This window comes from Streptomyces sp. ISL-11, from assembly GCF_018614525.1.
GTDB lineage: Bacteria > Actinomycetota > Actinomycetes > Streptomycetales > Streptomycetaceae > Streptomyces.
This window is the reverse complement of sequence record NZ_JAGGOL010000029.1, coordinates 119,671-141,833: the sequence shown is the minus strand read 5'-3', so window position 1 is coordinate 141,833 and position 22,163 is coordinate 119,671. Positions and strand designations below refer to the sequence as shown.

At 71.3% G+C, this 22,163-nt stretch carries 25 protein-coding genes; 12 read left to right on the top strand and 13 right to left on the bottom strand.

Annotated features, from left to right (window positions below; translation table 11 throughout):
* Nucleotides 1–27: 27 nt before the first annotated feature.
* Together J7E86_RS08515 and J7E86_RS08510 are read right to left on the bottom strand one after the other, a co-directional pair.
* On the bottom strand, nt 28–906 hold the full coding sequence (locus J7E86_RS08515; protein WP_215080922.1) for an NAD(P)-dependent oxidoreductase: 879 nt from the start codon (nt 904–906) through the stop codon (nt 28–30).
* Between the two features lie 172 nt (nt 907–1,078).
* Nucleotides 1,079–1,573, bottom strand: a complete 495-nt coding sequence (locus J7E86_RS08510) for a DUF3145 domain-containing protein (RefSeq protein WP_215080921.1) — start codon at nt 1,571–1,573, stop codon at nt 1,079–1,081.
* A 325-nt stretch (nt 1,574–1,898) separates the two neighbouring features.
* Here J7E86_RS08510 and J7E86_RS08505 point away from each other — a divergent pair, with 325 nt between their 5' ends.
* Complete coding sequence (locus J7E86_RS08505) at nt 1,899–2,804, top strand: SGNH/GDSL hydrolase family protein (RefSeq protein WP_215080920.1); 906 nt, start codon at nt 1,899–1,901, stop codon at nt 2,802–2,804.
* 59 nt (nt 2,805–2,863) lie between these two features.
* Here the strand turns inward: J7E86_RS08505 and J7E86_RS08500 are convergent, their stop codons facing one another.
* On the bottom strand, nt 2,864–5,350 hold the full coding sequence (locus J7E86_RS08500) for a glycoside hydrolase family 3 protein (protein ID WP_215080919.1): 2,487 nt from the start codon (nt 5,348–5,350) through the stop codon (nt 2,864–2,866).
* 216 nt (nt 5,351–5,566) lie between these two features.
* Between J7E86_RS08500 and J7E86_RS08495 the strand changes: the two genes are divergently transcribed.
* Together J7E86_RS08495 and J7E86_RS08490 are read left to right on the top strand one after the other, a co-directional pair.
* A complete protein-coding gene (locus tag J7E86_RS08495; protein ID WP_215080918.1) occupies nt 5,567–6,442 on the top strand; it encodes an endonuclease/exonuclease/phosphatase family protein in 876 nt (291 codons plus the stop codon).
* Between the two features lie 23 nt (nt 6,443–6,465).
* Nucleotides 6,466–7,041, top strand: coding sequence for a hypothetical protein (locus J7E86_RS08490; RefSeq protein WP_215080917.1), 576 nt, complete (start codon nt 6,466–6,468; stop codon nt 7,039–7,041).
* A gap of 9 nt (nt 7,042–7,050) precedes the next feature.
* Here the strand turns inward: J7E86_RS08490 and J7E86_RS08485 are convergent, their stop codons facing one another.
* Together J7E86_RS08485 and J7E86_RS08480 are read right to left on the bottom strand one after the other, a co-directional pair.
* Complete coding sequence (locus J7E86_RS08485) at nt 7,051–7,242, bottom strand: hypothetical protein (RefSeq protein WP_215080916.1); 192 nt, start codon at nt 7,240–7,242, stop codon at nt 7,051–7,053.
* Nucleotides 7,243–7,253: 11 nt separating this feature from the next.
* Nucleotides 7,254–7,598: a helix-turn-helix transcriptional regulator gene (locus J7E86_RS08480; RefSeq protein WP_215080915.1), complete on the bottom strand. Its 345-nt coding sequence runs from the start codon at nt 7,596–7,598 to the stop codon at nt 7,254–7,256.
* Nucleotides 7,599–7,669: 71 nt separating this feature from the next.
* Between J7E86_RS08480 and J7E86_RS08475 the strand changes: the two genes are divergently transcribed.
* Together J7E86_RS08475 and J7E86_RS08470 are read left to right on the top strand one after the other, a co-directional pair.
* Nucleotides 7,670–8,101: a nuclear transport factor 2 family protein gene (locus J7E86_RS08475; RefSeq protein ID WP_215080914.1), complete on the top strand. Its 432-nt coding sequence runs from the start codon at nt 7,670–7,672 to the stop codon at nt 8,099–8,101.
* 300 nt (nt 8,102–8,401) lie between these two features.
* Complete coding sequence (locus J7E86_RS08470; protein WP_215080913.1) at nt 8,402–9,310, top strand: hypothetical protein; 909 nt, start codon at nt 8,402–8,404, stop codon at nt 9,308–9,310.
* Nucleotides 9,311–9,437: 127 nt separating this feature from the next.
* On the opposite strand, the gene J7E86_RS08465 is transcribed toward J7E86_RS08470, so the two are convergent.
* On the bottom strand, nt 9,438–9,629 hold the full coding sequence (locus J7E86_RS08465) for a hypothetical protein (protein WP_215080912.1): 192 nt from the start codon (nt 9,627–9,629) through the stop codon (nt 9,438–9,440).
* An 11-nt stretch (nt 9,630–9,640) separates the two neighbouring features.
* Complete coding sequence (locus J7E86_RS08460; RefSeq protein ID WP_215080911.1) at nt 9,641–10,492, bottom strand: helix-turn-helix transcriptional regulator; 852 nt, start codon at nt 10,490–10,492, stop codon at nt 9,641–9,643.
* A 281-nt stretch (nt 10,493–10,773) separates the two neighbouring features.
* On the opposite strand from J7E86_RS08460, the gene J7E86_RS08455 reads away from it, so the two are divergent.
* On the top strand, nt 10,774–11,265 hold the full coding sequence (locus J7E86_RS08455; protein WP_215080910.1) for an ATP-binding protein: 492 nt from the start codon (nt 10,774–10,776) through the stop codon (nt 11,263–11,265).
* Here the strand turns inward: J7E86_RS08455 and J7E86_RS08450 are convergent.
* Nucleotides 11,257–11,910 carry a TetR family transcriptional regulator gene (locus J7E86_RS08450; RefSeq protein ID WP_215080909.1) on the bottom strand — a complete coding sequence of 218 codons (654 nt, stop codon included), beginning with the start codon at nt 11,908–11,910 and terminating at the stop codon, nt 11,257–11,259. The genes J7E86_RS08455 and J7E86_RS08450 overlap by 9 nt on opposite strands.
* A gap of 95 nt (nt 11,911–12,005) precedes the next feature.
* Here J7E86_RS08450 and J7E86_RS08445 point away from each other — a divergent pair, with 95 nt between their 5' ends.
* A complete protein-coding gene (locus tag J7E86_RS08445) occupies nt 12,006–12,935 on the top strand; it encodes a zinc-binding dehydrogenase (RefSeq protein ID WP_215080908.1) in 930 nt (309 codons plus the stop codon).
* Nucleotides 12,936–12,975: 40 nt separating this feature from the next.
* On the top strand, nt 12,976–13,158 hold the full coding sequence (locus tag J7E86_RS08440; RefSeq protein WP_215080907.1) for a hypothetical protein: 183 nt from the start codon (nt 12,976–12,978) through the stop codon (nt 13,156–13,158).
* Nucleotides 13,159–13,281: 123 nt separating this feature from the next.
* Here the strand turns inward: J7E86_RS08440 and J7E86_RS08435 are convergent, their stop codons facing one another.
* Both J7E86_RS08435 and J7E86_RS08430 read right to left on the bottom strand, forming a co-directional pair.
* Complete coding sequence (locus J7E86_RS08435; RefSeq protein WP_308312518.1) at nt 13,282–13,824, bottom strand: hypothetical protein; 543 nt, start codon at nt 13,822–13,824, stop codon at nt 13,282–13,284.
* A 245-nt stretch (nt 13,825–14,069) separates the two neighbouring features.
* Nucleotides 14,070–14,591 (bottom strand): EF-hand domain-containing protein, encoded by a 522-nt coding sequence (locus J7E86_RS08430; protein WP_215080906.1) that lies wholly within the window; start codon nt 14,589–14,591, stop codon nt 14,070–14,072.
* 276 nt (nt 14,592–14,867) lie between these two features.
* On the opposite strand from J7E86_RS08430, the gene J7E86_RS08425 reads away from it, so the two are divergent.
* Together J7E86_RS08425 and J7E86_RS08420 are read left to right on the top strand one after the other, a co-directional pair.
* A complete protein-coding gene (locus J7E86_RS08425; protein ID WP_215080905.1) occupies nt 14,868–15,377 on the top strand; it encodes a hypothetical protein in 510 nt (169 codons plus the stop codon).
* An 11-nt stretch (nt 15,378–15,388) separates the two neighbouring features.
* On the top strand, nt 15,389–16,453 hold the full coding sequence (locus J7E86_RS08420) for a cobalamin-independent methionine synthase II family protein (protein WP_215080904.1): 1,065 nt from the start codon (nt 15,389–15,391) through the stop codon (nt 16,451–16,453).
* Between the two features lie 84 nt (nt 16,454–16,537).
* On the opposite strand, the gene J7E86_RS08415 is transcribed toward J7E86_RS08420, so the two are convergent.
* On the bottom strand, nt 16,538–17,176 hold the full coding sequence (locus J7E86_RS08415) for a hypothetical protein (RefSeq protein ID WP_215080903.1): 639 nt from the start codon (nt 17,174–17,176) through the stop codon (nt 16,538–16,540).
* A gap of 103 nt (nt 17,177–17,279) precedes the next feature.
* A complete protein-coding gene (locus J7E86_RS08410; protein ID WP_251018848.1) occupies nt 17,280–18,200 on the bottom strand; it encodes a hypothetical protein in 921 nt (306 codons plus the stop codon).
* Here J7E86_RS08410 and J7E86_RS08405 point away from each other — a divergent pair.
* Complete coding sequence (locus J7E86_RS08405) at nt 18,169–19,806, top strand: FAD-dependent monooxygenase (RefSeq protein WP_308312517.1); 1,638 nt, start codon at nt 18,169–18,171, stop codon at nt 19,804–19,806. The two genes, J7E86_RS08410 and J7E86_RS08405, sit on opposite strands and share 32 nt — an antisense overlap.
* A gap of 77 nt (nt 19,807–19,883) precedes the next feature.
* A complete protein-coding gene (locus J7E86_RS08400; RefSeq protein ID WP_215080900.1) occupies nt 19,884–21,269 on the top strand; it encodes an MFS transporter in 1,386 nt (461 codons plus the stop codon).
* A 66-nt stretch (nt 21,270–21,335) separates the two neighbouring features.
* On the opposite strand, the gene J7E86_RS08395 is transcribed toward J7E86_RS08400, so the two are convergent.
* Nucleotides 21,336–22,094, bottom strand: coding sequence for an MgtC/SapB family protein (locus tag J7E86_RS08395; RefSeq protein WP_215080899.1), 759 nt, complete (start codon nt 22,092–22,094; stop codon nt 21,336–21,338).
* Nucleotides 22,095–22,163: the final 69 nt, after the last annotated feature.

The following is a 22,163-nucleotide window of genomic DNA, read 5'->3' as shown; positions in this document are numbered from 1 at the left end:
GGGTCGACCTCGTCCTCGTCAGCCTCGTCAGTCGTCGAAGCTGGCGAAGTACGAGGCCGCCATGTCCTCCCGCCCGTGGCCCCGCTCGGCGGCCCGGCGGAAGCGCTCGGCGCCCGCGGCCGCGACGTCCAGCCGCACCCCGGCCCGCTCGCCCGCCTCGACGATCAGCCGGGCGTCCTTCTCGGCCGTCTCGGTGGCGAAGCTGGGCGGGGTGAGGGCATCGTCGAGGATCAGCCGCGCCTTGGCCCGCAGATAGCCCATGTCCAGCGGCCCGCCCTCGACCGCGTCGAGGAAGCCGGCCGGGTCCACGCCGAGGCCCTTGGCGAGCGCGAGCGCCTCGGCGGTGCCGTGGGTGACGGTGAGCACCCAGCTGTTGATGACGAGCTTGAGCCGGGTGGCCGCGCCGTTCTCCGTCCCCACCCACACCGTCCGGCCGCCGATGGCGTCGAAGACGGGCGCGAGCACGGCACGGACCCGGTCGGGCCCGGCGGCCAGGACGGTGAGCTTCCCCTCCTCGGCGGGCTGCTTCGTCCCGAGCACGGGCGAGTCGACCAGAACGAGCCCGTGCTCACGGGCGAACGCGTCGAGCTCCTCCAACCCGTCCAGCCCCGCGGTGGTCGACTGCGCCCAGACGGTGCCGGCTCGCAGCGCGGGCACGGCGGCCTCCATCGCCTCCAGCACGGCCGGCCCGTCGTACAGCATGGTGAGCACGACGTCGGCGTCCCGCACGGCATCGGCGGGCGACCCGACGACCCGCACTCCATCGGAGGCAAGCGGCTCGGCCTTCTCGCGGGTGCGATTCCAGGCCCGCACGTCCAGCCCGGCACGAGCGAGGTGCCGAGCCATGGGCGCACCCATGATGCCGGTACCGAGGACGGCTACGGTGATGTTGGCGCTGTCAGTCATGGCCCGAAGCTAGACGTTGAAGCGCACTCCAGGGCAAATCAAGGCGGACACATATCGAGCCCGCCCAGGCAAATCAAACCCGCCCGGCATTGAGGACCGGGCCCAGGCAAATCAAGCCCGTCCGGCGATTGAGGACCGGGGTCCGGGGCGGAGCCCCGACAGGTACAGCAACTCACACCACCTGGTGCAGCCACCGAACCGGCGCCCCCTCACCCGCATACCGAAACGGCTCCAGCTCGTCATCCCAAGGCTTCCCCAGCAGCTTCGCCACCTCCGCCTCCAGCTGAGTCTCACCGCGCCCCGCCCGCGCAAGCGCAGCCCGCAGCCGGTCCTCCGGAATCAGAATGTCCCCGTGCATCCCCGTCACCGCATGGAAGATCCCCAGCTCGGGCGTGGAGCTGTACCGCTCCCCCTCCGCCGTCGCACACGGCTCCGCCGTCACCTCGAAGCGCAGCAGATGCCAGCCGCGCAGCGCGGACGCGAGCTTGGACGCGGTGCCGGGTTCGCCCTGCCAGGAGAATTCCGCACGCCAGGTGCCCGGCGAGGCGGGTTGTCGGATCCAGTCGAGCGTGACGCGCACACCGAGCACGCCCGCGACGGCCCATTCGACGTGCGGGCACAGCGCGCGCGGCGCGGAGTGCACGTAGAGAACTCCACGTGTCGTCACCGGGACCTCCAGTGCGGTTCGAGGTTCGCCTTCCCCAGCGGCCTCGCACCCGTACCGGTCCCGCCTGGGACAGCAACAGACATTCTGCCCCAATGGCCACTCCCGCACCAGCTCGCGAGGTTACCAACAGTAAACACCATCGGGAGCAAATCTCCTGAAAAGGGACAGGATGTGACGTGTTGTCGTTTCATCGGCGACACCGGAGTGCGAAACCGTTCCAGGTTCGGCACAACCGACCCTGAGAAAAGCTACCGTGCGGCGGCACCACCGCGGTGACGTACCGTCGGACCGGAACGGATAGGAATGGGCCGGATGGGGGAATGCGATGCGCGGCACGACGAAACGGGCGGTGCGCGGCGCCGTCCGAGGCACCGTGGCGATGGTCACGGCGGCCTCGGCGGCGCTGCTCGTGACGGGTTGTGACGACGGCGGCAGCGGCACCACGGCCGCCGCCAAACCGAGCCACACCGCGGCGCCCTCCCCCGCCTCGGAGTGGAACACTCGCCCCGCCTCGCTCGCCTCCCTCGGCGACTCCATCACCCGCGGCTTCGACGCCTGCGCGGTCCTCGCCGACTGCCCTGAGGTCTCCTGGGCCACCGGCACCGAGGTCGACAGCCTCGCCCGCCGCCTGCTGGTCTCCCCGCAGACCAGCAGCTGGAACTACGCGCGCACCGGCGCCCGGATGGCCGACCTCCCCGGCCAGATGCGATCGGCGATCGCCCACAAGCCCCAGCTGGTCACCGTCCTGCTCGGCGCCAACGACGCCTGTCGCCCCAACGTGGCCGACATGACGCCGGTCGACCGTTTCCGTACGGACTTCGAGACCTCCGTCAAGGAGTTGCGCGCCTCCGTGCCCAAGGCCCAGATCTACGTGGCCGGTGTGCCGGACCTCAAGCGCCTGTGGTCGGAGGGCCGGACGAACGGCTACGCCAAGACCGTGTGGAAGATGGGCATCTGCCCCTCCATGCTCCGCGACTCCGACGCCGTGGACGAGGCGTCGACGCAGCGCCGCGCCCAGGTCGACCAGCGGGTCGGTGAGTACAACGCCGTCCTGAAGGACGTCTGCCGGCGGGACAGGCTGTGCCGCTACGACGCCTCGGTCCACACCTACGGCTTCACCGGCGAACAGCTCAGCAAGTGGGACTGGTTCCACCCCAGCAAGAACGGCCAGCGGGAACTCGCCGAGATGGCCTACCGGGAGATCACGGCCACGCGTCCGTCCGCCGCCTGAGCGGGCCGGAGCCGCGGGCGAGGGAACCGCAGCGGTGAACGAGGGAGGGGCGGAGCCCGTCAGGTGGCCCCGCCCCGGTCTTGTCGGCCCGCGATCCCGTCGAGCCGTACGGGCGCGGTCAGGCGGCGGTCGGCGATGCCGCGGCCGGCCTCGGCCGTGTACGTACCGGGGACGTTCCGCCAGGCAGTGGCGGCTTCGTCCCACACGGCGAAGGCGCGGGGGTCCAAGGCGATGACCGCCTCGGCCGTCCCGCCCGGCTCCGCCTCCACGGAGGCGAAACCGGCCAGCCGACGGACCGGACGCTCGATCCCGCCGCCGTGAGGAGCGGTGAGATAGAGCTGGACCACCTCGCGGCCGAACCGCGCGCCGCTGTTGCGGACGCGGACCGTGACCCGGACATCAGTACCCTCGCTCCGAATGTCCAGCGCCTCGTACGACCAGTCGGTGTAGCCCAAGCCATGGCCAAAGGCGTAAGCCGGGACCGCCCGCGCCTTCTCCCAGGCACGGTATCCGATGAACACACCTTCCTCATAAGTAAGTTCACCCTCGCGTGGGTCAACTTCCGTCACCGGGGCGTCCGCGAGGCGGGCCGGCCAGGTGGTGGGGAGCCGCCCGCCGGGCTCGTCGAGCCCGAGCAGGACGTCCGCGAGCGCGGCCCCGCCCTCCTGCCCCGGGAACCACCCGAGCAGTACGGCGGCCACGTCCTGCCGCCACGGCAGTTCCACCGGTCCACCGGAGTGCACCACGACGACCGTGCGGGGGTTGACGGCGGCGACCCGTGCGACGAGTTCGTCCTGCCGGCCGGGCAGGGCGAGGGTGCCGCGGTCGAACCCCTCGCTCTCCACGCGCTCGGTGGTGGCGACGACCACGACGGCGGCATCGCAGGAGGCGGCGACGGCGACGGCTTCCTCGATCAGTTCGTCGGCGTCGCGCTCGGGCTCGCGGTGCAGGAGGGAGAAGGCGACGGCGTCGACGGGCGAGTCCGCCGGCTTGGGCACGGTGTGCGTGAGGCCGACGGTGACGGGCTCGGCCGTCCGGAGGGTGACCGTGCCGTGCGCGGCGGGCGAACCGAGGAACGCCTCGAAGGGATCGGCGTGGTCGGCGGACCGCTCGCCCTCGAAGAGCACCTCCCCGTCCACCACCAGCCGGAACCCGCCGACGCCTCGCGTCCCGAACGTGTGCGGGCCGCTCTCGCGCGGAGTGAACGTGCCGGTGACCTCGACCGTGTGCAGCGCGTCGTACGCGACCCCGTCCGGGAAGTCGCCCACCCACTGGACGGATCCGCCGGGCAGCCGTTCCTCGCCGAGCACGTGCCCGGCAGCGTCCCGGCAGACGGCGCGCAGGTCGAAGCCGGAGCCCGCGGGGTCGAGTTCGTCGCCCGGGTCCGCGCCGACGGCGTAGGTGACGACGCCGTCGGGCAGCGCGGCCCGTAGCCCGTCGAGCGGGGAGACCACCCGGGCGGGGAACACCTGCGCGGAGCCGCCGCCGAGGATACGGGCGTCCCGGGCGGGCCCCCCGAGGAGTGCGAGGCGGGTGAGGCGGGCGGGGTCGATGGGCAGGGCGTCGTTCTCGTTCCGTACGAGCACGAAGGAGCGGCGGGCGATCTCGCGGGCGAGCGCCTCGCCGCCGACGGGCGCGGGCGGCTTCCCGACGACGGGCGGGGCTCCGTCGAGCGCGCCGGTCCGGGCGGCGAGCAGCAGCACCCGTCGCACGGCGGTGTCGACGGCGTCCTCGGGCACGGACCCGTTCCGTACGGCCTCGGCGAGGGCGGGCCCGTAGACGCCGCGCGGCCCCGGCATGGCGATGTCGAGACCGCCGAGCAGGGCGCGGGCGGTGTCGCGCGCGGCGAGCCAGTCGGAGACGACGGCGCCGTCGAATCCCCACTCGGCGCGCAGCACGCCGTTGAGGAGGCGGTCGTGCTCGGTCATCGTGACGCCGTTGACCTGGTTGTAGGCGGCCATGACGGCCCACGGGCGGGCGGTCGCGACGATGGCCTCGAAGGGAGCCAGGTACAGCTCGCGCAGGGCGCGTTCGGGGATGCGGTTGTCGACGGTGAAGCGGTCGGTCTCGGCGTCGTTGCCGACGAAGTGCTTCACGGTGGCGGCGACGCCGCCGTCCTGCACGCCCCGCACGTACGCGGCGCCGATGCGGCCCGTGAGGTACGGATCCTCGCTGTACGCCTCGAAGTGCCGCCCGCCCAGCGGCGACCGATGCAGATTGACGGTGGGCGCGAGCAGCACGTGCACGCCCTTGCGGCGGGCCTCCTGCGCGAGTACGTGCCCGGTGCGGCGGGCGAGCGCGGGGTCCCAGGTGGCGGCGAGGGCGGTGGGGCTGGGGAGGGTGAGCGAGGGGTCGTCGGGGGTCCAGCGCGTACCGCGCACGCCGACCGGCCCGTCGGACATCCGCAGGGAGCGCAGGCCGACAGCGGGAACGGCGGGGAGGGACCACATGTCCTGGCCGGCCAGGATCCGGGCCTTGGTGTCGAGGTCGAGGGCGGCGAGGGCGGCGTCGACGGCGCGGTGGCGGGCGCGGTCGCCGTCGGTCATGTGCGGGGCCTCCTCACCGGGGCTCGGTTCCGGTGCCGGTTCCGGTGCCGGTTCCGGCTGGGTAAGGCGTTACCCACGATGCGGGTGCCTCATGCGGGTCCCGTTGCCCATACGGCGTCGCCCGTGATGCCGGGGCCCGGCGGGCGACTTAGCGTCGGCCGTGGCGGGAGCGCACGGCTGCCTGCGGAGAGAGCGGTGGGATCGATGGGGCTTCGCGTGCTCCGCCGGTGGGTCGTGGCCGGTGTCGCGTGCTTCGCCGCGGTGGCGGGGCCGACGGCAGTGGCGGAGGGGACGGTTGGTGCGTGCGGCGCACCGGTCCTGCGTGCCGGCGGCCCGACGGCGCGCGTTCTGACGTCCTACTCGGTGGAGACCTGGAACATGCAGGGCTCCTCGACCTCCGGCGAGTGCCAGTGGTCGCTGAGCGTCGCCCCGCTGGCCCGGACGAATCACGTCCTCGCACTGCAGGAGGCGGGCGCCCCGCCGGCCTCGGCCATGGCGACCGGCAGGTCGTGGACGCGGAACGGGTACACGGCGTCGGAGTACGCGTGGCGGCCGGGTGGCCGCCGGGGTGGCACGTACTACCTCTACTGGATGCGTACGGACTCCTCGACCGGGCCGGTGGGCCGGGTCGACCTCGCCATGGTCGTCCCGGAGGCGCAGCGGGCCCGTGACGTCCGTATCGCCTGGGACACGGCACCGCGCAGGGGGTCCGTACGTCCGGCGCTCGGCATCCTGCCGACCGGCATCGACTCGTGGTTCTTCACGGTGCACGCCTCCGCGCAGCCACAGTCCGGTGGCGGCGGGCGCGGGGGCTGGGACGGGCCGCGCATCATCCAGGCCATCGAGTGCGCGGTGGCCGGCACGGGCCGGCCGTGGGTGGCCGTCGGCGACTGGAACCGCCTGCCGGACAACTGGGCGGCCGGTGCGGGCGCCCAGGTCGCACCCAGGGAACCGACCCGGCCCGCGAGCGGCAGCGTGATCGACTACGCGGTCGTCAACAACACGCTGCCGCTGACCGGCACGGCCCGCACGGAGGGGCGGCGGGGCGGCGGGCATTCGGACCATTTCCCGGTCCTGTTCACGTTCAGCTGATGGCTCCTGCTTGAGGAACTCCTATGAACACACGCCCACGTTTGACGGCCTTTGCCGGGCTCTTCGTCCTGATCTCCTCGCTCCTCACCGGCAGCGGCACGGCGAGCGCGGCGGACGACTGCGGCACGGAGGTCTGGCGCATGACCATCAAGAAGATCGTCATCCTCAACAACGGGGACTACGCGCCGGACGAGGAGGTGGATTACGGCGGAGACCTGTACGGCAGCGTCGCCTTCGACGGGCAGTACGTCTGGAGCGGCTCCTATGACAATGCCGCCGACAACAAGGTCCGCAATGGTGAGGAACTCCGCCCGAGACCGGGAGAGGAGTGGAAACTGTGGAACGAAAAGCTGATCCCGACCGACAGTCACGACGACGGCGGCTACTTCACGGTGGAGGCATCCGTCCGCGACCGCGACCACAGCGGCGCCGATGAGGACGTGGCGGTCGGCACCGAGTACGTCTACCCCCGCTTGGCGGGCGGCGAGGGCACGCACTTCCTCGACTACTGCCACGGCTCGGACTGCTACTACGGGCACACGCGGATCACGTTCGAGCTGGAGAAGGTCGGGGAGTGCGAGGAGTGTTCGGCGCTATGAGGTGCTCTTTCAGAGTAGATGGTCGGCTTTGCCGGCCTTGATGTCGCGGATGAGGGTTCTGAGGGCTTCGCGGGTGTCGGTGAGGTAGTGGTCTTCGGCGCCGGCGACGGCGACGTAGGCGTTGTCACTCTCGTCGGTGCCTATTCGGAAGCACGCGCTTCCCTCGCCGCAGAAGGGTTCTTCCCAGGTGATGTCGTTCATGGCTGCCTTCCTCAGAGATCAGACGTAATGGTGCGGATGAAGTCTCGCGACTGCCCGGCGCTGAGGGCTGCGTGTTCCATCCACTCCAGATGGGCGTTGTACTGGGCGAGTTGGGACGTGCGTACGCGTTTCGCGTGCCACTCCAGCTCCGCGATGTCCAGCAACCCTGCCGGCAAGGTTCCGCGGAACTCTTCCCACCAGCCGCGCTTGCGCTCTGTCGCGACGGCCACGAGAGCTCCGACGTACCGTTCGTCGGTGCAGGCGTAGTTGGTGGCCAAGGTTCGGAGGCGGTCAGGCGAAATGACGCGCACACCGGATTCGATGTTGGAGATCTTCGTGCGGTCGATACCGAGCACTGAGGCGGCACGATCGACTCGATGTCCGATTGCCGCCAGCGCGACCTGTCTCAACGGATCACACTTGCGGCATGACGACTCCACCCATCACCGACTCGGTAACCGTCCTGACCGGCATGTACGCGGCAGAGGCGGAGTACCTGGCGGCCGGAGGCCCGGGCGAGGCTCCGTTCGATCTGCTCGCGCCCTTCTTCGCGCCCGACGTCGTACTGCATCAAGCCGCCGCCCTGCCCTACGGCGGAACCTGGCAGGGACACGCGGGCATGGAGCGCTTCTTCGTCGCGATGAGTCAGGCGTGGGAGTCGTTCGACATGGTGGAGCAGGAGTTCCTCGCCACTGGTGAGACCGCGGTGGTTCTCACGCGGGTCCGTGCCCGAGCTCGTGCCACCGGCCGCGAGCTCACCTTCCCGATCCTCCAGACGATCAAGGTCAAAGACGGCCGGATCGCCGAGGTCCGCCCCTTCTACTGGGACACCGCGGCGATCGCCGACGCCTGCGCATGACGACGCCGTAAGCCAGGATCTCAGTGCCGGACCGGCGTCTCCCTTCCCCTGCTGTACAGAGCGCCTCGCCCACGGGAGAGCTCTCCCCGATGACGTGCGCGCGGATCGAGGGGAGGTAATCGGCCCGGTCGACGCGTCCGTCACCGTCCGCGTCCAGCGGGTGTCGTTCGTCGAGTACACCTCCCACAGCCCGGCGGGATCGTCACACAGGACCTGCTCGCCGATGTCTACCTGGGCACCCCGGCGATGGAGGAGCTCAGCCGTGAGTACGCCGTACAGGTTGCTCCGGGGCTCCGACGGTTGGCCGACTCGCTGGTGAGCGCCTGGCGCACCGGTGGCGCGCCCCATGTGGCCATCGTGGACTGGGAGCGCAGCTTCCGGTGGGAGTTCGAAGCGCTGCAGGCGGAACTGCGCGGCCAAGGCGTGTCGGCGGTGGTGTGCACGCCTGACGACCTGCACTACGACATCGGGCGAGGGCTGTACACGTGTGACGCCGGCGGACGCAGGTGTCCGGTCACCGTCGTCCTCCGGCGGGTCGTGCTCAATGATCTGCTCTCCCGTTACGGGCACGCCCTCACCGAGCACCCGATGACGCTCGCCTGGGCCGCCGGGGCATGTGTCATGGTCAACCCGTTCACCAGCCATCTGGCGCACAAGAAGTCGGTGCTCGCCCCCTTTCTCTTCGGCGTCGACTCCCCAGGCTGTATCTCACGCCTGTCCCTCACCTCACTGGTCAACGTCAGCGCCGGCGGGTCCGTCGTTCCGGTCTTCCGCGTCGAGCCGCGGGCGCGCCGGGAACCGGGCCTGCGGGAGCGGCCCCCGGGCCGGGGCGCTGCGGACCCGGGAATACACGGTGCCATCCTCGGCTGTCAGCTGGCGCACCTGGCGGCGGGTGCGGTCGTAGGTGGCGGTCAATCTCATCTCGATCACGGATGTCTGCTCGAACCGGCGAAGACCGAGAGCGACCACCCCTGGAAGCGTGGGCGGCGGGGCAGGCTCCAGCCTCACGCGGACTTCTGTGCCGCTTACAGCGCACCTGCCCCATGTGGCACGGCCCGCGCCGGCACCTTCGTGAATCTCGATACGGTGGAACGCGTGAGCCCCGTTCAGGGAGAGTTCACAGCGAAGGCCGTCCTTGCCCGCCGTCCGGTAATGGCCGTTGAAAGCGGCCGGCCCGATCGTGCCCTCATGAGCGACGCCTCGCTCTGACGCATCGCGGTCCCCGCTGGGCATCAGGCGACTCCTCCGGTTGTCCAGGACTACGGCCGAAGGAGAGGTACCACGGACTGCCGTCTGCCTAACACGGACCTGTCCTGATGCGCGGAAGCCGGTCTCCTCAGAGCAGGTGATCGGCTTTGCCGGCCTTGATGTCGCGGATGAGGGTTCTGAGGGCTTCGCGGGTGTCGGTGAGGTAGTGATCTTCGGCGCCGGCGACGGCGATGTAGGCGTTGTCGCTCTCGTCGGTGCCTATTCGGAAGCAATTGTTCCCTGCGCCGCAGAAGGGTTCTTCCCAGGTGATGTCGTTCATGGCTGCCTTCCTCAGAGATCAGACTTAATGGTGCGGATGAAGTCTCGCGACTGCTCGACGCTGAGGGCTGCGCGTTCCATCCACTCCAGATGGGCGTTGTACTGGGCGAGTTGGGACATCACGTCCAGAAAGCACGGGCCACCTGCTGAATCGAGCTGCACTGTATCGAGCTGAGGCACTGGCCCCTCCGCATACAACGTCGCATGCCCCGCACCAGGGAACGCCCCCGTTTCGACGGGGACCACCCGCAGTACGAGGTTCTCGCGCTCGGACATGAGCAGAAGGTGGTTCAGCTGCTCCAGCATCACCTTCTTACCGCCGAACAGCATGCGCAACGCCGCCTCGTGGATGTAGCCCACGTACTCCAGCGGCTCGTCCCGGTCGAACACCTGCTGTCGCTGCATCCGGTGCGCCACATGCAGTTCGACCTGGAGCCGGGGCAGGGGCGGTAGCACCCCTCCGAAGATCGCGCGGGCGTACTCTTCCGTCTGAAGGAGCCCGGGAAGGTGCATGACCTGGGACGTGCGTACGCGTTTCGCGTGCCACTCCAGCTCCGCGATGTCCAGCAACCCTGCCGGCAAGGTTCCGCGGAACTCTTCCCACCAGCCACGCTTGCGCTCTGTCGCGACGGCCACGAGCGCCTCGACGTACCGTTCGTCGGTGCAGGCGTAGTTGGTGGCCAAGGTTCGGAGGCGGTCAGGCGAAATGACGCGCACACCGGATTCGATGTTGGAGATCTTCGTGCGGTCGATACCGAGCAGACGGGCGGCGTAATCGGTCGAAACCCCCGCTGCCATACGCATCTTGCGGAGCTCGATCCCCAACCGCTTCTGCCGTTCGGTGGGTGTGGTCCTAGGTGGCATGCCCCCTTCCTACAGCTCCCGCACCGAGACCCCCTACACAGCGACCCGCCGTTCACTCGATCGAGGCAATGAGTCCCGGCATGGGTGGTACGCGTGTCACATGCCGCGCTAGCTTCAGTACCGCAACGCACTCACGCTCCGCGTCTGCCGGAAGAGCATCGCGTAGGCATGCCCGTCGCCCTCCTGCCCTGGGAGAGGCATGCCCGCGCCAGGGAGACAAGCCACCGGTCCGATCCATCGCGGCGCGCACCACCGAAATCACCCCACACCGGAGCTGCCGCATGCCTGCGAGCCTCTGCCCCCTCACGACCAACCCCTCCCCGCTCCCCCCGGAACCCCTCACCCCCCACAACCCCACCGGCCTCGCCTACAGCTTCACCGTCCCGGGGGAACCCCGGTCCGCCGGGATCGCCCGTAATGCCGTACGTTCCGCGCTCCGCGCGCACGGCCTGGACGGGATGGACGACCCCGCACTCCAGGTCGTCAGCGAACTGGTCGCCTGTGCCATCCAGTTCGCACCCGGCGAGGACCTCTATCACTCACTCCGCTGGCGCGACGGCACGCTGCGCCTGGTGAACTGGGACCCGCACAGCACCCACTGCGACCCGCTCCTGACCGCGACCTGCATGTCACTCAGGAGGCGCCAACTGCTCCTGCTCGCCTGCGTCGTGCGCGAACACGGCGGAACGTGGGGCATCGCCCAGGCCGCTCCGGCGACGGAGGGCACCAAGGTCTGGGTCAACCTCCCCGGCGATCCGGCCACCTCATACTGAGGCGGCGACGCCGCCCGCCCGCAACCCTGCCGCCAGCGTGAGGCTGCCCGGCAGGGCCGCGCACGCGACCCGCAGGTGGGCGACGAGGTCGTCGCGGGTCGGGGTGCCCGGCCGGGACACCCAGGCGTCCATCGCGCAGTGGAAGACTGCGACCAGCGCATCCACGGCGAGGCGGGGGCGCAGGTCGTCCGGGTCGGCGAGGTCCAGGCGGCGCCGCAACGTGTCCACCGCGGCGCGGCTCGTGCGCTGGCAGAAGTGCAGGCCGTGCGCGTCCATCGACGGTGTCCGGCCGGCCAGCCGGCGGCTGCGCAGGACGCGTGCGGCCCAGTCGTCGGCGGTCATCCGGGCGAGCGCGGCGTACAGGGACTCCTGGAGCATCGCCGGAACCGTTCGGCCGTCGGGGTCGCGGGTGCCGAGGTCGGCGAGGAAGGCCAGCCACAGGTCCTGCGTGGGCGCCATGGCCACGTCTTCCTTGCTGGCGAAGTACCGGAAGAACGTGCGCTTGGAGACGTCGACCGCGTCGCAGAGTTCGTCGAGGGTGACCCCGCCGAAGCCGCGCTCGGTGAACAGGTCCAGGGCGGTGTCGATCAGGGCCTGTCGCGTGCGCAGTTTCTTGCGCTCGCGCAGCGGGAGCGCGTTCGTCATGGCGTCAGGGTATCCGAGGGGACAATGCCACTTGCGCGCTTATGCCACTGAGTGGCATAACTGGGTTTCTTGATCCTCACCGAAGGGTGCACCCCATGCGTGCTCTGCTCGTCGACCGATCCCTGCCCACCGGACTCCGGATCGGCCGAGTCCCGGATCCGGAGCCGGGTCCCCACCAGGCGCTGATACGGGTGACGGCCACGTCCCTCAACTACGGGGAGGTGCGGTTCAGCCTGGACGAGGCCCCTGATGGCGCCGTCCTCGGCTGGGACGCGGCCGGCGTCGTGGAGCGCCCCGCGGCCGACGGATCGGGCCCGGCGGCCGGTACGCCGGTGGTGACGCTCGGCACCGACGGCGCGTGGGCCGAACTCCGCGCCGTGGACACCGACTGGATCGGTACGGCGCCCGCCGGGGCGGACCTCGGGCCGATCAGCACGGTTCCCGTCGCGGGGGCGAGCGCGCTGCGCGCTCTGCACCGGGCCGGGCCGCTGCTGGGGCGGCGGATCCTGGTGACCGGTGCGACGGGCGGCACCGGCCGGTACGCGGTGCGGCTCGCCCGGCGCGGTGGCGCGTACGTCATCGCCTCGACCGGTGACCCGGCCCGGCACGGCGACAGCCTGCGGGCGCAGGGGGCGCACGAGGTGGTGGCCGGGCCGCAGCAGGTCACGGAGCCGGTGAACGGTGTCGTCGACCTGGTGGGAGGGCAGCAACTGGTCGACGCCTACGGCATGCTGGCCGAGGGCGGCACCCTGGTGGCGGTCGGGCATTCCGCGCACCAGGGCGAGTCGTTCCCGTACGGTGCCCTCTTCGGCGACGGGGGCCGGCACGACCGCTCGATCACGAGCTTCTCCCTGCCCGACTGCTCCGGCCTCTCCCCGGACCTCACCTGGCTGGCCCACGAGGTCGCCGCCGGCGAGCTCGACCCGGGAATCGCGTGGCGCGGCACCTGGGACCGGGCCGCAGAGGCGATCGACGCCCTGCTGGAACGCCGCCTCCACGGCAAGGCGGTCCTGGACATCACCTGAGCCGTGCCGGCCGCACGGTGCGAGTGCTGGGTGCGGGGGCATGTCGATGTCCGATTGCCGCCAGCGTGATCCGGCCCGATCACTCAGGAGGCGCCAACTGCTCCTGCTCGCCTGCGTCGTGCGCGAACACGGCGGAACGTGGGGCATCGCCCAGGCCGCTCCGGCGACGGAGGGCACCAAGGTCTGGGTCAACCTCCCCGGCGATCCGGCCGCTGCCTACTGAGGCGGCAGCCACCCCGCGCCGGACGGGCTGACATCGGCCGAGCTCAGCCACAATCAGCCCGTCCGGCGCTTGAGAACGCGCCCGCAGGGCGCCCGCCGCCGCAGGCGGCACGGCACCCTCCTGTCAGGCGTCGTGCAACCAGACGCGGAGCGGGCCGATCGCGGCGAATCCGCCGGCGAGCGCGTGCGCGAGGTCGTCCCCGTGCTCGTAACCGACGAGGGGAAGGCCGGGGAAATGGTCGGCGGCTGCGGTGATCGCTGACGACCAGACGGCGTCGACGTCGATGCCGTCGACCGCGAAGAGGTTGGAGAGGCCGACGACCCCCGCACTACGGTTCAGCACGACACCGCCGGAGAGGACTTCGCCGTCGTAGAGGGCGAGCACCCGCACAGACGGGTCGTCCAGCAGCGCCGGCCGGAAGACGTCCGGGGTTCCGTCACCACCGTGCCACGCGACCTGCCAGTCATGCAGCCGGGCCGCCGTCGAGACCCGCTCGGCACGCAGAGCCGACGTCCCCGGTGCGGGGAGTCCTGCCGGGCGGTGGATCCACTGGGCGTGGAAGAGCTCGATGAAGCCATTCGACGCGAGATCGAGCGTGGCGAAACTGTCCTTGATCGTGCACCCGGGTGTCGCCATGTCGAGCTGGGTGAGAAAGTCGGCCGGCACGGCGTCGTGGTGGAGAGTGACGGCGTCGGGGTAGTACGGCGGCGTGCGGCGGGAACTCCACCAAGCCGTCTCGCCGAAGGTTCCCGGAATGCCGTGTGAGCGGCAGACCGCGGCACACCAGTCAGCATTGTTCCGAGCTGCGGCGGCACGGATGGAACTCGTCTCGGTTGAGGTCACCCGGCAAAGATTGACACCCCGCAGGCCCTGCCGCACGCCTGTTTCCCGCTGGGCCGGATCGGCTGTCGTCAGGTGCGTAGCACTTCCTCCCTGCTGTACAGCGCCTCGCCCACGGGAGAGCTCTCCCCGATGACGTGCGCGCGGATCGAGGCGAGGTAATCGGCACGGTCGACGCGTCCGTCACCGTCGGCGTCCAGCGCCTCGAAGGCGGTGGCGACATTGCCGGCCGGGTTTCCCAGCGCGGTGCGCAGCATCGTGAACTCACTCAAAACCAGCGCGCCGTCCTTGTCGGTGTCGGCGAGGTCGAAAAGGGCGCCGAGCACGGGCTCGCAGATGGTGTCGAACGCCTCGGCGCCGGCCCATGCCGCGTACTCGTCGAAGGTCACCTTGCCGTCCCCGTTCGCGTCCATCGCCGCCCACGCCCGCTCGCCGGCCGTGCGCGCGATGACGACCAGGGGGTCGTCGAGTGTGCGCCCCGTCGCCGCCGTCACGCGCTCTGCCCGCGCGGCGTATTCGTCCTTCGAGACGACGCCGTCCCCGTCCGCGTCCAGCATGGCGAAGACGAGTCGTTTGGCGGCGGTTTCATTCATTGAGGCACCTTCCATCGGATGTGACCGGCGGTGAGAGCTGTGTTCCCGTTCAGCCGTCCCTACCCGGCACACCGCGGGTTCATGGCGGCCCCCGACGGCTCACGACGCACCGATACGGGGTGCGTGGGATACGGCCCGCGCGCGGGCGGCGGTGTGCGCGGTCGGTGCGCTGCGGGAAGCCGGGGTGGCGGGGGAGGGCCGGGGTATTCAGTGGGCCGGTAGTGGATCCGGTTCCCTGGAGGACGCATGGTCGGCGGACGCGGTGCAGTGGTGGCGTTGAGTTCCCTGCTCTTGGTGGGCTCGTCATGGATGTGGTCCCCGGCCGGTCAGGCCGGTCAGGCCCACACTGGAAGGCACGAAGAGGCCGTCCTGTGCACGGGCACCAGCGAGAGTACGTACGATCCGCCCCTGACCCTCACGCCACACGAGACCCACGTCCGCATCAAGGCCCGGTACGCGTGCACGGTCGGGCCCGGACCCGCCACCGGTTCTCTGGAAGGCGTCTCACCGGAGGCGTCCTGCCTCGGTCTGGCCAATCCCCACATCACGGAAACCGTGAAGTACGCCGACGGAAGACGGTCGTTGATCCGCTATGACAGCGGCACCACCGTCCGCGCCACCGACGTTCAGATCGTCACGCTGTCGGGACGGGTCACCGAAGGGCTCGGCAAGGGGCAAGCGGCGCGGCGGACCGTGGCCGCGCTGTCCGGCCAGCTGCCCACGAACTGCCTCTCCTCCGGCCTCACCATGAGCAGCGGCGGGGCGCAGCTGGAGATCCGGCCGTGAGCCCGGCCTCCATGGGGATCCCCACGGAACCCATCGGCAGCATTCCCCGGTCCGCCGAGCTGCTCGCGGCCATGGCGGCCCACGCGGCCGGCCGGCTCGGCGACGACGAACTCGCCGCCGCGCAGGACGACGCGGTCCGCGACACGATCCGCCGCCTGGAGGAGATCGGCTCGCCGGTCGTCACCGACGGCGAACAGTCCAAGCCCAGCTTCGCCACCTACCCGCTCACCGGCCTGGACCGGCTGGCGCCCGACGGCGCGGTCATCCCGTTCGCCGACGGGCATCAGCGGCAGCTGCCGCGGCTGACGGCCGGGCCGCTGCGCTACGCCGTGCACGCCGACCGATATCTGCGGACCGCCCGCCGGCACGCGACCGTCCCCGTCAAGCAGGCCGTCATCGCGCCCTCGGCGCTCAGCCTGCTCTACCCGCCGGACGGCATCGACGGCTATTCCCGCGAAGCCTTCCTCGACGATCTCACCGCCGAGGCGGAGGCCGACATCCGCGGCTGTCTGGACGCCGGAGCGCACAGCGTCCAGCTCGACTTCACCGAGGCGCGCCTGGCGCTGAAACTGGATCCGGGCGGTGGCCTGCTGGAGCAGTTCATCGCGATCAACAACCGTGTCCTGGAGCGCTTCACCGCCGCCGAGCAGGCCCGTATCGGTGTGCACACCTGCCCCGGCGGCGACCAGGACTCCACCCACAGCCTCGACGTGGACTACACCGCCCTGCTGCCGGGACTGCTGCGGCTCAAGGCCGGGGCCTTCTACGTCCAGCTGGCGAGCGAGCCGGATCCGGAGAAGGCGCTCGGGGTGCTGGCCGACCACCTGCCCGGCCAGGCGCGCGTGTTCATCGGGGTCACGGACCCGATCGACCCGCGCGTCGAGAGCCCCGAGCAGGTCCGCGACCGGGTCCTGGCCGCCGCCCGCCGTCTGCCCGTCGAGCGCCTGGGCACGTGCGACGACTGCGGGTTCTCGCCCTTCGCCGACGACACGTCCACCTCCCGCGACACCGCGTTCGCCAAGATCCGCGCCCGCATCGAGGGCACCGCCCTGGCCGCCCACGAGCTGGGCGTCTGACCCCACCGGCGCATCAGCGGGGGCGGGTCCGGTCACTGGAGATCGTGACCGGACCCGCCCCCGCTCTGCCGCTCACGTGGCTCTTCAGTCCTCGTGTTTCGGCTTGTCGCCGTGGCCGTGGCCGTGGCCGTGTCCGTGTCCGTGGCCGTGGCCGTGGCCGTGGCCGTGGCCCGTCGCCAGGCCGACGATGGTGACCGTCGTGGGTCCGGATGCCGAGGTAAGGCCCTGGGGGGTCAGGCATGCGCTGAGGCTGGAGGCGAGCAGCGTGACCTCGGTGACGACCGTGGCGCCCTTGAACTTCCCGGACTTGATGGTGCCCGTACTGGCGGTGACGATGTTGCCGTTGGGGCGCAGGGAAGCGGCGCTGGTGATGAAGGCGGTGGACGTTCCCCCGTCGTTCCAGTCGAACGTCAAGGTGCCGCTCGCCGGGCCGGTCAGGCAGGAGAGCGTCCCCGACGAGCTGCCTCCGAAGGTCGCCGATGTGACCTTGGAGCCGAGGGAGAGGGGACAGCCCACCAGGGCGCGTGAGCGGATCGCGGTGGGCTTGGGGGCGTACGTCAGCCCCGGCGAGTAGGTGGATTCGACGGTTCCCGCGCAGGCCAGGAGGGTGGTGGAGCCCTCCCCCGGGGTCGTGGCGTGGGCCACCGGCGCGAGTGCCGCGGCCGTGAGGACTGCTGCGGCGGCAAGGGTGGTCCGGGCCGTTCGGAGACGTCTCGTGAACACAGCGGTTCCCTTTCCCTTCGGAGCGGTGGAAAGCGGTGGAAAGCGGTGGAATACGCGCGGACCGCGGAGCATGACGATCGCACTGAACCTCCGGAGACATTCCTCAAGCGCGGTGCACGACGACCGATACGGTGCTGCTCGGCGCATCCGCCGCCGTATAGACGCGGCCCTCGTTCTCCACGCCGAAAGGGCTGAGATCGACCAGGGCACGCGTCAAGTGGACGCCCTCGACGAGTACTTCAGAAATGCCGGAGCAAGCGTCCAGGACCGCGGATCCCAGGTGATGGAAGGTGTGCTGACTGGACCGGCTCGTGTGACCAGCGAACGCTTCGGTCAATGCCTGGTGCGCCCGGCTCCGGCAGCCCCGGTAATCCGCCTCCTCGTCCGCGAGCCGCCAGGTCACGTCGAGCCGCGCACCGAACACGCGGTCGGTGAAAACCTGCGTGGTGGTGTACTCGTCGCGCGCGAAACCGGTGAAGGTCGCACCGGCGGTCACGAACAGCTCGACATCCCGCAGGCCGCCGCGCACGGCGACCCCGCCGTCCCGTGAGAGCGTGACGCGGGCGTGGTCGCGCGGAAGCGGCGCGGCGGTGAAGTGCCGTACGCCGGGCGGTGATGCGCCGGCCTCCAGGGGAGAGAGGTCCGACGCCGCGAGGTGGATGTCGGCGGTTCCGACCGGGGGTGCCGCTTCGAGGAACCGCTTGGCCAGCGCCAGGGCGTAGACCTCGGGTTCGGCCGTGGTGTGCCGTGCCCCGAGTGCCAGCACGGTGTTGTAGATCGCACCCGTCGGCAGCAGGCGCGCGTTGTCGCCGTCCCGGTACACCTCGGGGAGGTCCGCGAGGAAATGGACATCGGCACGGAATGTGCGGGTCCGTTGGTCGGGCCCCGACCTGTCGACAAGCAGAAACTCGATTCCCGATTCGCCGTAGGCGTGATCTCCGAGAGCGTGTCCCACCGTCCTCCGTTCCACTGACCCGAAGGCCGGCGCCCGAATGGCTTCCCACACATTCACAGGCACCACCATGCCGGTCAACAGCCCGCATGAAAGTCGGATTGTCGGACCGGTGGGGGTGGGCGGGGAGAGTGTTTCCGCCCCGATTCCCCGTTCGAGCGGGCGTCTGGACAGGGCTGTTCTCGGCTGCCACTCTGGCGTCACCCGCACGACCGGTATCCGGAAGGGCTCCCGCATGCCCGACTCCCCGCCCCGGCCCTCTCGCCCGTCACCCGACGCCGAATTCCCGGACGCTGTTCAGATCGCCATTGTCGGAGGCGGCCCCGTCGGATTGCAGTTGGCCTGTGAAATTTCTTTACGCGGTATCAGTTGCGCCGTTCTGGAACGGGAGCCGCGGATAGCTCCGGCGACCCGGGCACTGGTCCTGCATTCCCGGACGCTGGAATACTTCGACATGCGCGGCATCGCCGAGCCCTTCGTCGCCGCCGGACACCGCTATCGGCATTATCCCTTGGGCACCCCGCTCGCCACGGCACCCTTCGGCCCACTGGACAGCCCTTTCCCGTACGCCCTCGCACTGCCGCAGTGCGAGACGGAATCCCTGCTGGAGGCGTACGCGCGCAAGAGCGGGGCCCTCGTCATCCGGGACGCGGACGTCACGGGTCTGCGCCAGGGGGCCGACGGCGTCGTACTGACGGTGCGTCACGCCGGGCGGGTCCGCTGCCTGCGCGCCTCCTACGCCGCCGGATGCGACGGCGCCCGTAGCACCGTCCGCCGCCTCACCGCCGTACCCACCACCCGTTTCGTGTACCCGTACGACGTCACCTCCGTCGACGCACGGCTGGACCTCGAACCCCAGCAGCCGTGGAGCCGTTGCGGGCGCGACGGCATGGCCCTTCTGCTGCCGTTCGGCGACGGGCTCTGGCGCGCCATCCTCTACGACTACCGCCCGTGCGGGGCGGGCCGCGCACGGGGCGCCGACGTCGCCGACGCGGCGGCGCTGCTCCGTCGCATCGCGGGGCGCGACCTCGCCCTGCGCGACGTCCGGCAGATCAGCCGCTACCGGTGCGAGCGGCTGCACGCGAGCCGGTACCGCCACCGTCGCGTCGTCCTGGCCGGCGACGCCGCCCATGTCCACCCGCCCACCGGCGGCCAGGGGCTCAACACCGGGATCGCCGACGCCATGAGCCTCGGCTGGCGGCTCGCGGCAGCCGCCGCCGACCCCCGCCGCGACCTCTTGCTGGACGCCTACGCTCACGAGCGACGGCACACCGCCACGTCCGTACTCCGGCTGACGGGCGCCCTCCTGCACCTCAACGCGGCACCGGCCGTGTGGGCCCACGCCCTGCGTGCCGTCGTCCTCCGCGCGGCCCGGTCGCCCGCCGTGCGGAGCCGTCTCGCCGCGACCCTGGCGGGCCTGTCACCGAGCGCCGGGCAGACGGACGGACGGTTCCGGGGCGGGCGGCGCGTACCCGACGTTCCCCTGCTCGCCGCGCCCGACCACGGCTCCCCGGCCCGCCTCTTCGAAGCGCTGCGGGCCGGCCATCACGTCCATCTCACCCCCGCCCACGGCACCTCCGACCCCCGCGCCCAGAGCCTGCCCCACCCGCTGGTGACCGTCCGCTCCGACGCCTGCCGCCGAGCCTGCGTCGTCCGTCCCGACGGATACGCCCTCTGATCCCGGATGCCGGACCGCTGACGCGCGCCACCGCCCTGCCCCCGCGAGCGGCCCTGCTCGCCTGCCACCTGGCGCTGTTGTGCGGAGCCCTGGCCATCGCCGCCCCGGCGGCGGCCCTACCGGCCGCCTCGCAGGACCTCCGGCTGAGTCCGGCGCAGGCCCAGTGGTTCGCCGCCGGCTATCAACTGTCCGCCGGTCCCCTGCAACTGGGAGCGGGCAGGCTCGCCGACCGGATCGGCCCGCGCCGCGTCCTGCTGGCCGCACTGGCCGTCTTCACCGCCGGCACCCTGTGGGCCGCCGTCGCGGGCGGTGCCCCGGGCCTGATCGGCGCGCGCTTGCTGCAAGGGACGGGCGGGGCAGTCCTCTCTCCCGTCAGCCTGACGCTCCTGCTCGCTCTGCACCGTACGTCCGGGAACGAGACGCGAGCCGTCGCCGGGTGGGTCTCCACCGCCGCCGTCGCGTCCTGCCTGGGGCCGCTCCTGGGCGGTTCGCTCACCACAGCCCTCGGCTGGCGCGGTGTCTTCGGCGCCCTCGCGGTGCTCGCCGCCGTCACGGTCTGCGGTGCGCTCGCCCTGCCGGTGGCTCGTACGCCCCTCATGTCCCGGACGCCGCTCGACATCACGGGAATCGCCCTGTGCACAGGAGCCGCCGCCGCGATCCTCATCGCCGTCACGGGACCGGCGGCCTTGACGACGGTTTCCGGCCCGGCCGCCGCCGTACTGCTGCTCCTCCTCGTACGGCGGACCCGGCGCCACCCGCATGCCGCGCTCGACGCGCGACTCCTGCGCCACTCCCCCGCGCACCGCGCCCTCTGGGGGCTGCTCACGCTGTTCACCGCGAACTCCGCCTTCACCTTCCTCACGTACTTCTACCTCGCCCACGCGCACGCGCTCGGCCCGTTCCGGGCCACGCTGCTCACGCTGCCCGCCACGCTCCCCGCCGTTCTCACGGGCCGCCTGGCCGCCGCCGGTACCGCCCGTGGCCACGGGCGGCGGCTGCTCAGGGCCGGCCTGCTGTGCGTCGCGGCCGGCCTGCTCACCGCTACGAGCGGCTTCGGCCGGCCCACACCCCTCTGGCTGCTGTGCGGCGCCTACGTGCTGGTCGGCTGCGGTCTGGGCCTGGCCAACGGGGCGGCCATGGCCACGGTCACCGCCCGGCACCGCACGGCGGGCGCCACGGCGACGGCCACCACCTTCGCCATGCTGGGCGGCGCGTCGGGGCCCGTCGTCGCGGGAGCTGTGCTCCTCGCCGCGGACCGTCTCCCCTTCGTCCGCGGGACACCACCCGGCCCGCCCGGTACGGCACGCGGCGCGGGGCACGCCTCCTGGCCGATCGCCGAGCAGCACCTGACGGCCGGGATTCACGCGTCCCTGGCCGTCCTCGCTCTCACCACCGCGACGGCGGCCCTCGCCCTCACCCGGCGGGTCCATGCCCCCTGCCCGGACGGGCTCGAAAGCGGCTGAGCCCAGCCGAAGATCCGCCGGAGGGCCACGCGCGGACCGGCTCCCTTCATGGGCCGTGGGGCGTTCCTACTCCGTGCTGTCCTGCGCCGACCGCACCCCGACGCCCAGGATGCCGTCCCAGTCCATGAGCTCCTCCACCAGGGGATACGCGGAACCCTTGCCCTCCAGGCTGAGGACGACGCCGGCCTCCTTGCAGCGGCCCTTCTCGCGGGTGTCCGCGGCCGGGTCCGGCTCGATGTGGACGTCCGTCACCCGGAAGCCGCGCTTGGTGCACAGCTCCAGGACGCGCCCCAGCAGACCCCTGCGGGTCCGGTAGGACAGCCGGAGTTCGACGCGGTCGCCGGGCACCATGGCCAGGCGGCGGGTCACCACGGGGAAGCCCCGGACGACCAGGAAGTGCACCAGCGTCGCGGCCGCGCCCAGCAGCGGCAGGCCGCCGCCGCAGGCCATGCCGACCGCGCAGGTCAGCCAGATCGTGGCCGCGGTGGTCAGGCCGCGCACCGCGTCGCGGCGGACGAAGATGAGGCCGCCGCCGATGAATCCGATGCCGGAGACGATCTGCGCGGCCACCCGGGAGGGGTCCTGCTGTGCGGCGGTCAGGCCCGCCACGGCGTTGAAGCCGTGGATGGAGACCTCCATGAACAGCGCGCTGCCCACCCCCACCAGGGTGTGCGTACGCAATCCGGCGCTCTTCTGCTGCAACTCGCGTTCCAGTCCGACGAGCGAGGACAGCAGCAACGCTATGGCCAACTCGGCGAACTGACGGGCTCCTTGGCCACTCCCCGGATCGAACAGCGGGGCGGCGACGTACTCGGCTATTCGCATGCGCCAAGTGTGGCCTGAAAGCATCGGTCGGCGAAGGAAGTTGGTCACCCTCCCTGCCCTCTACCGTCC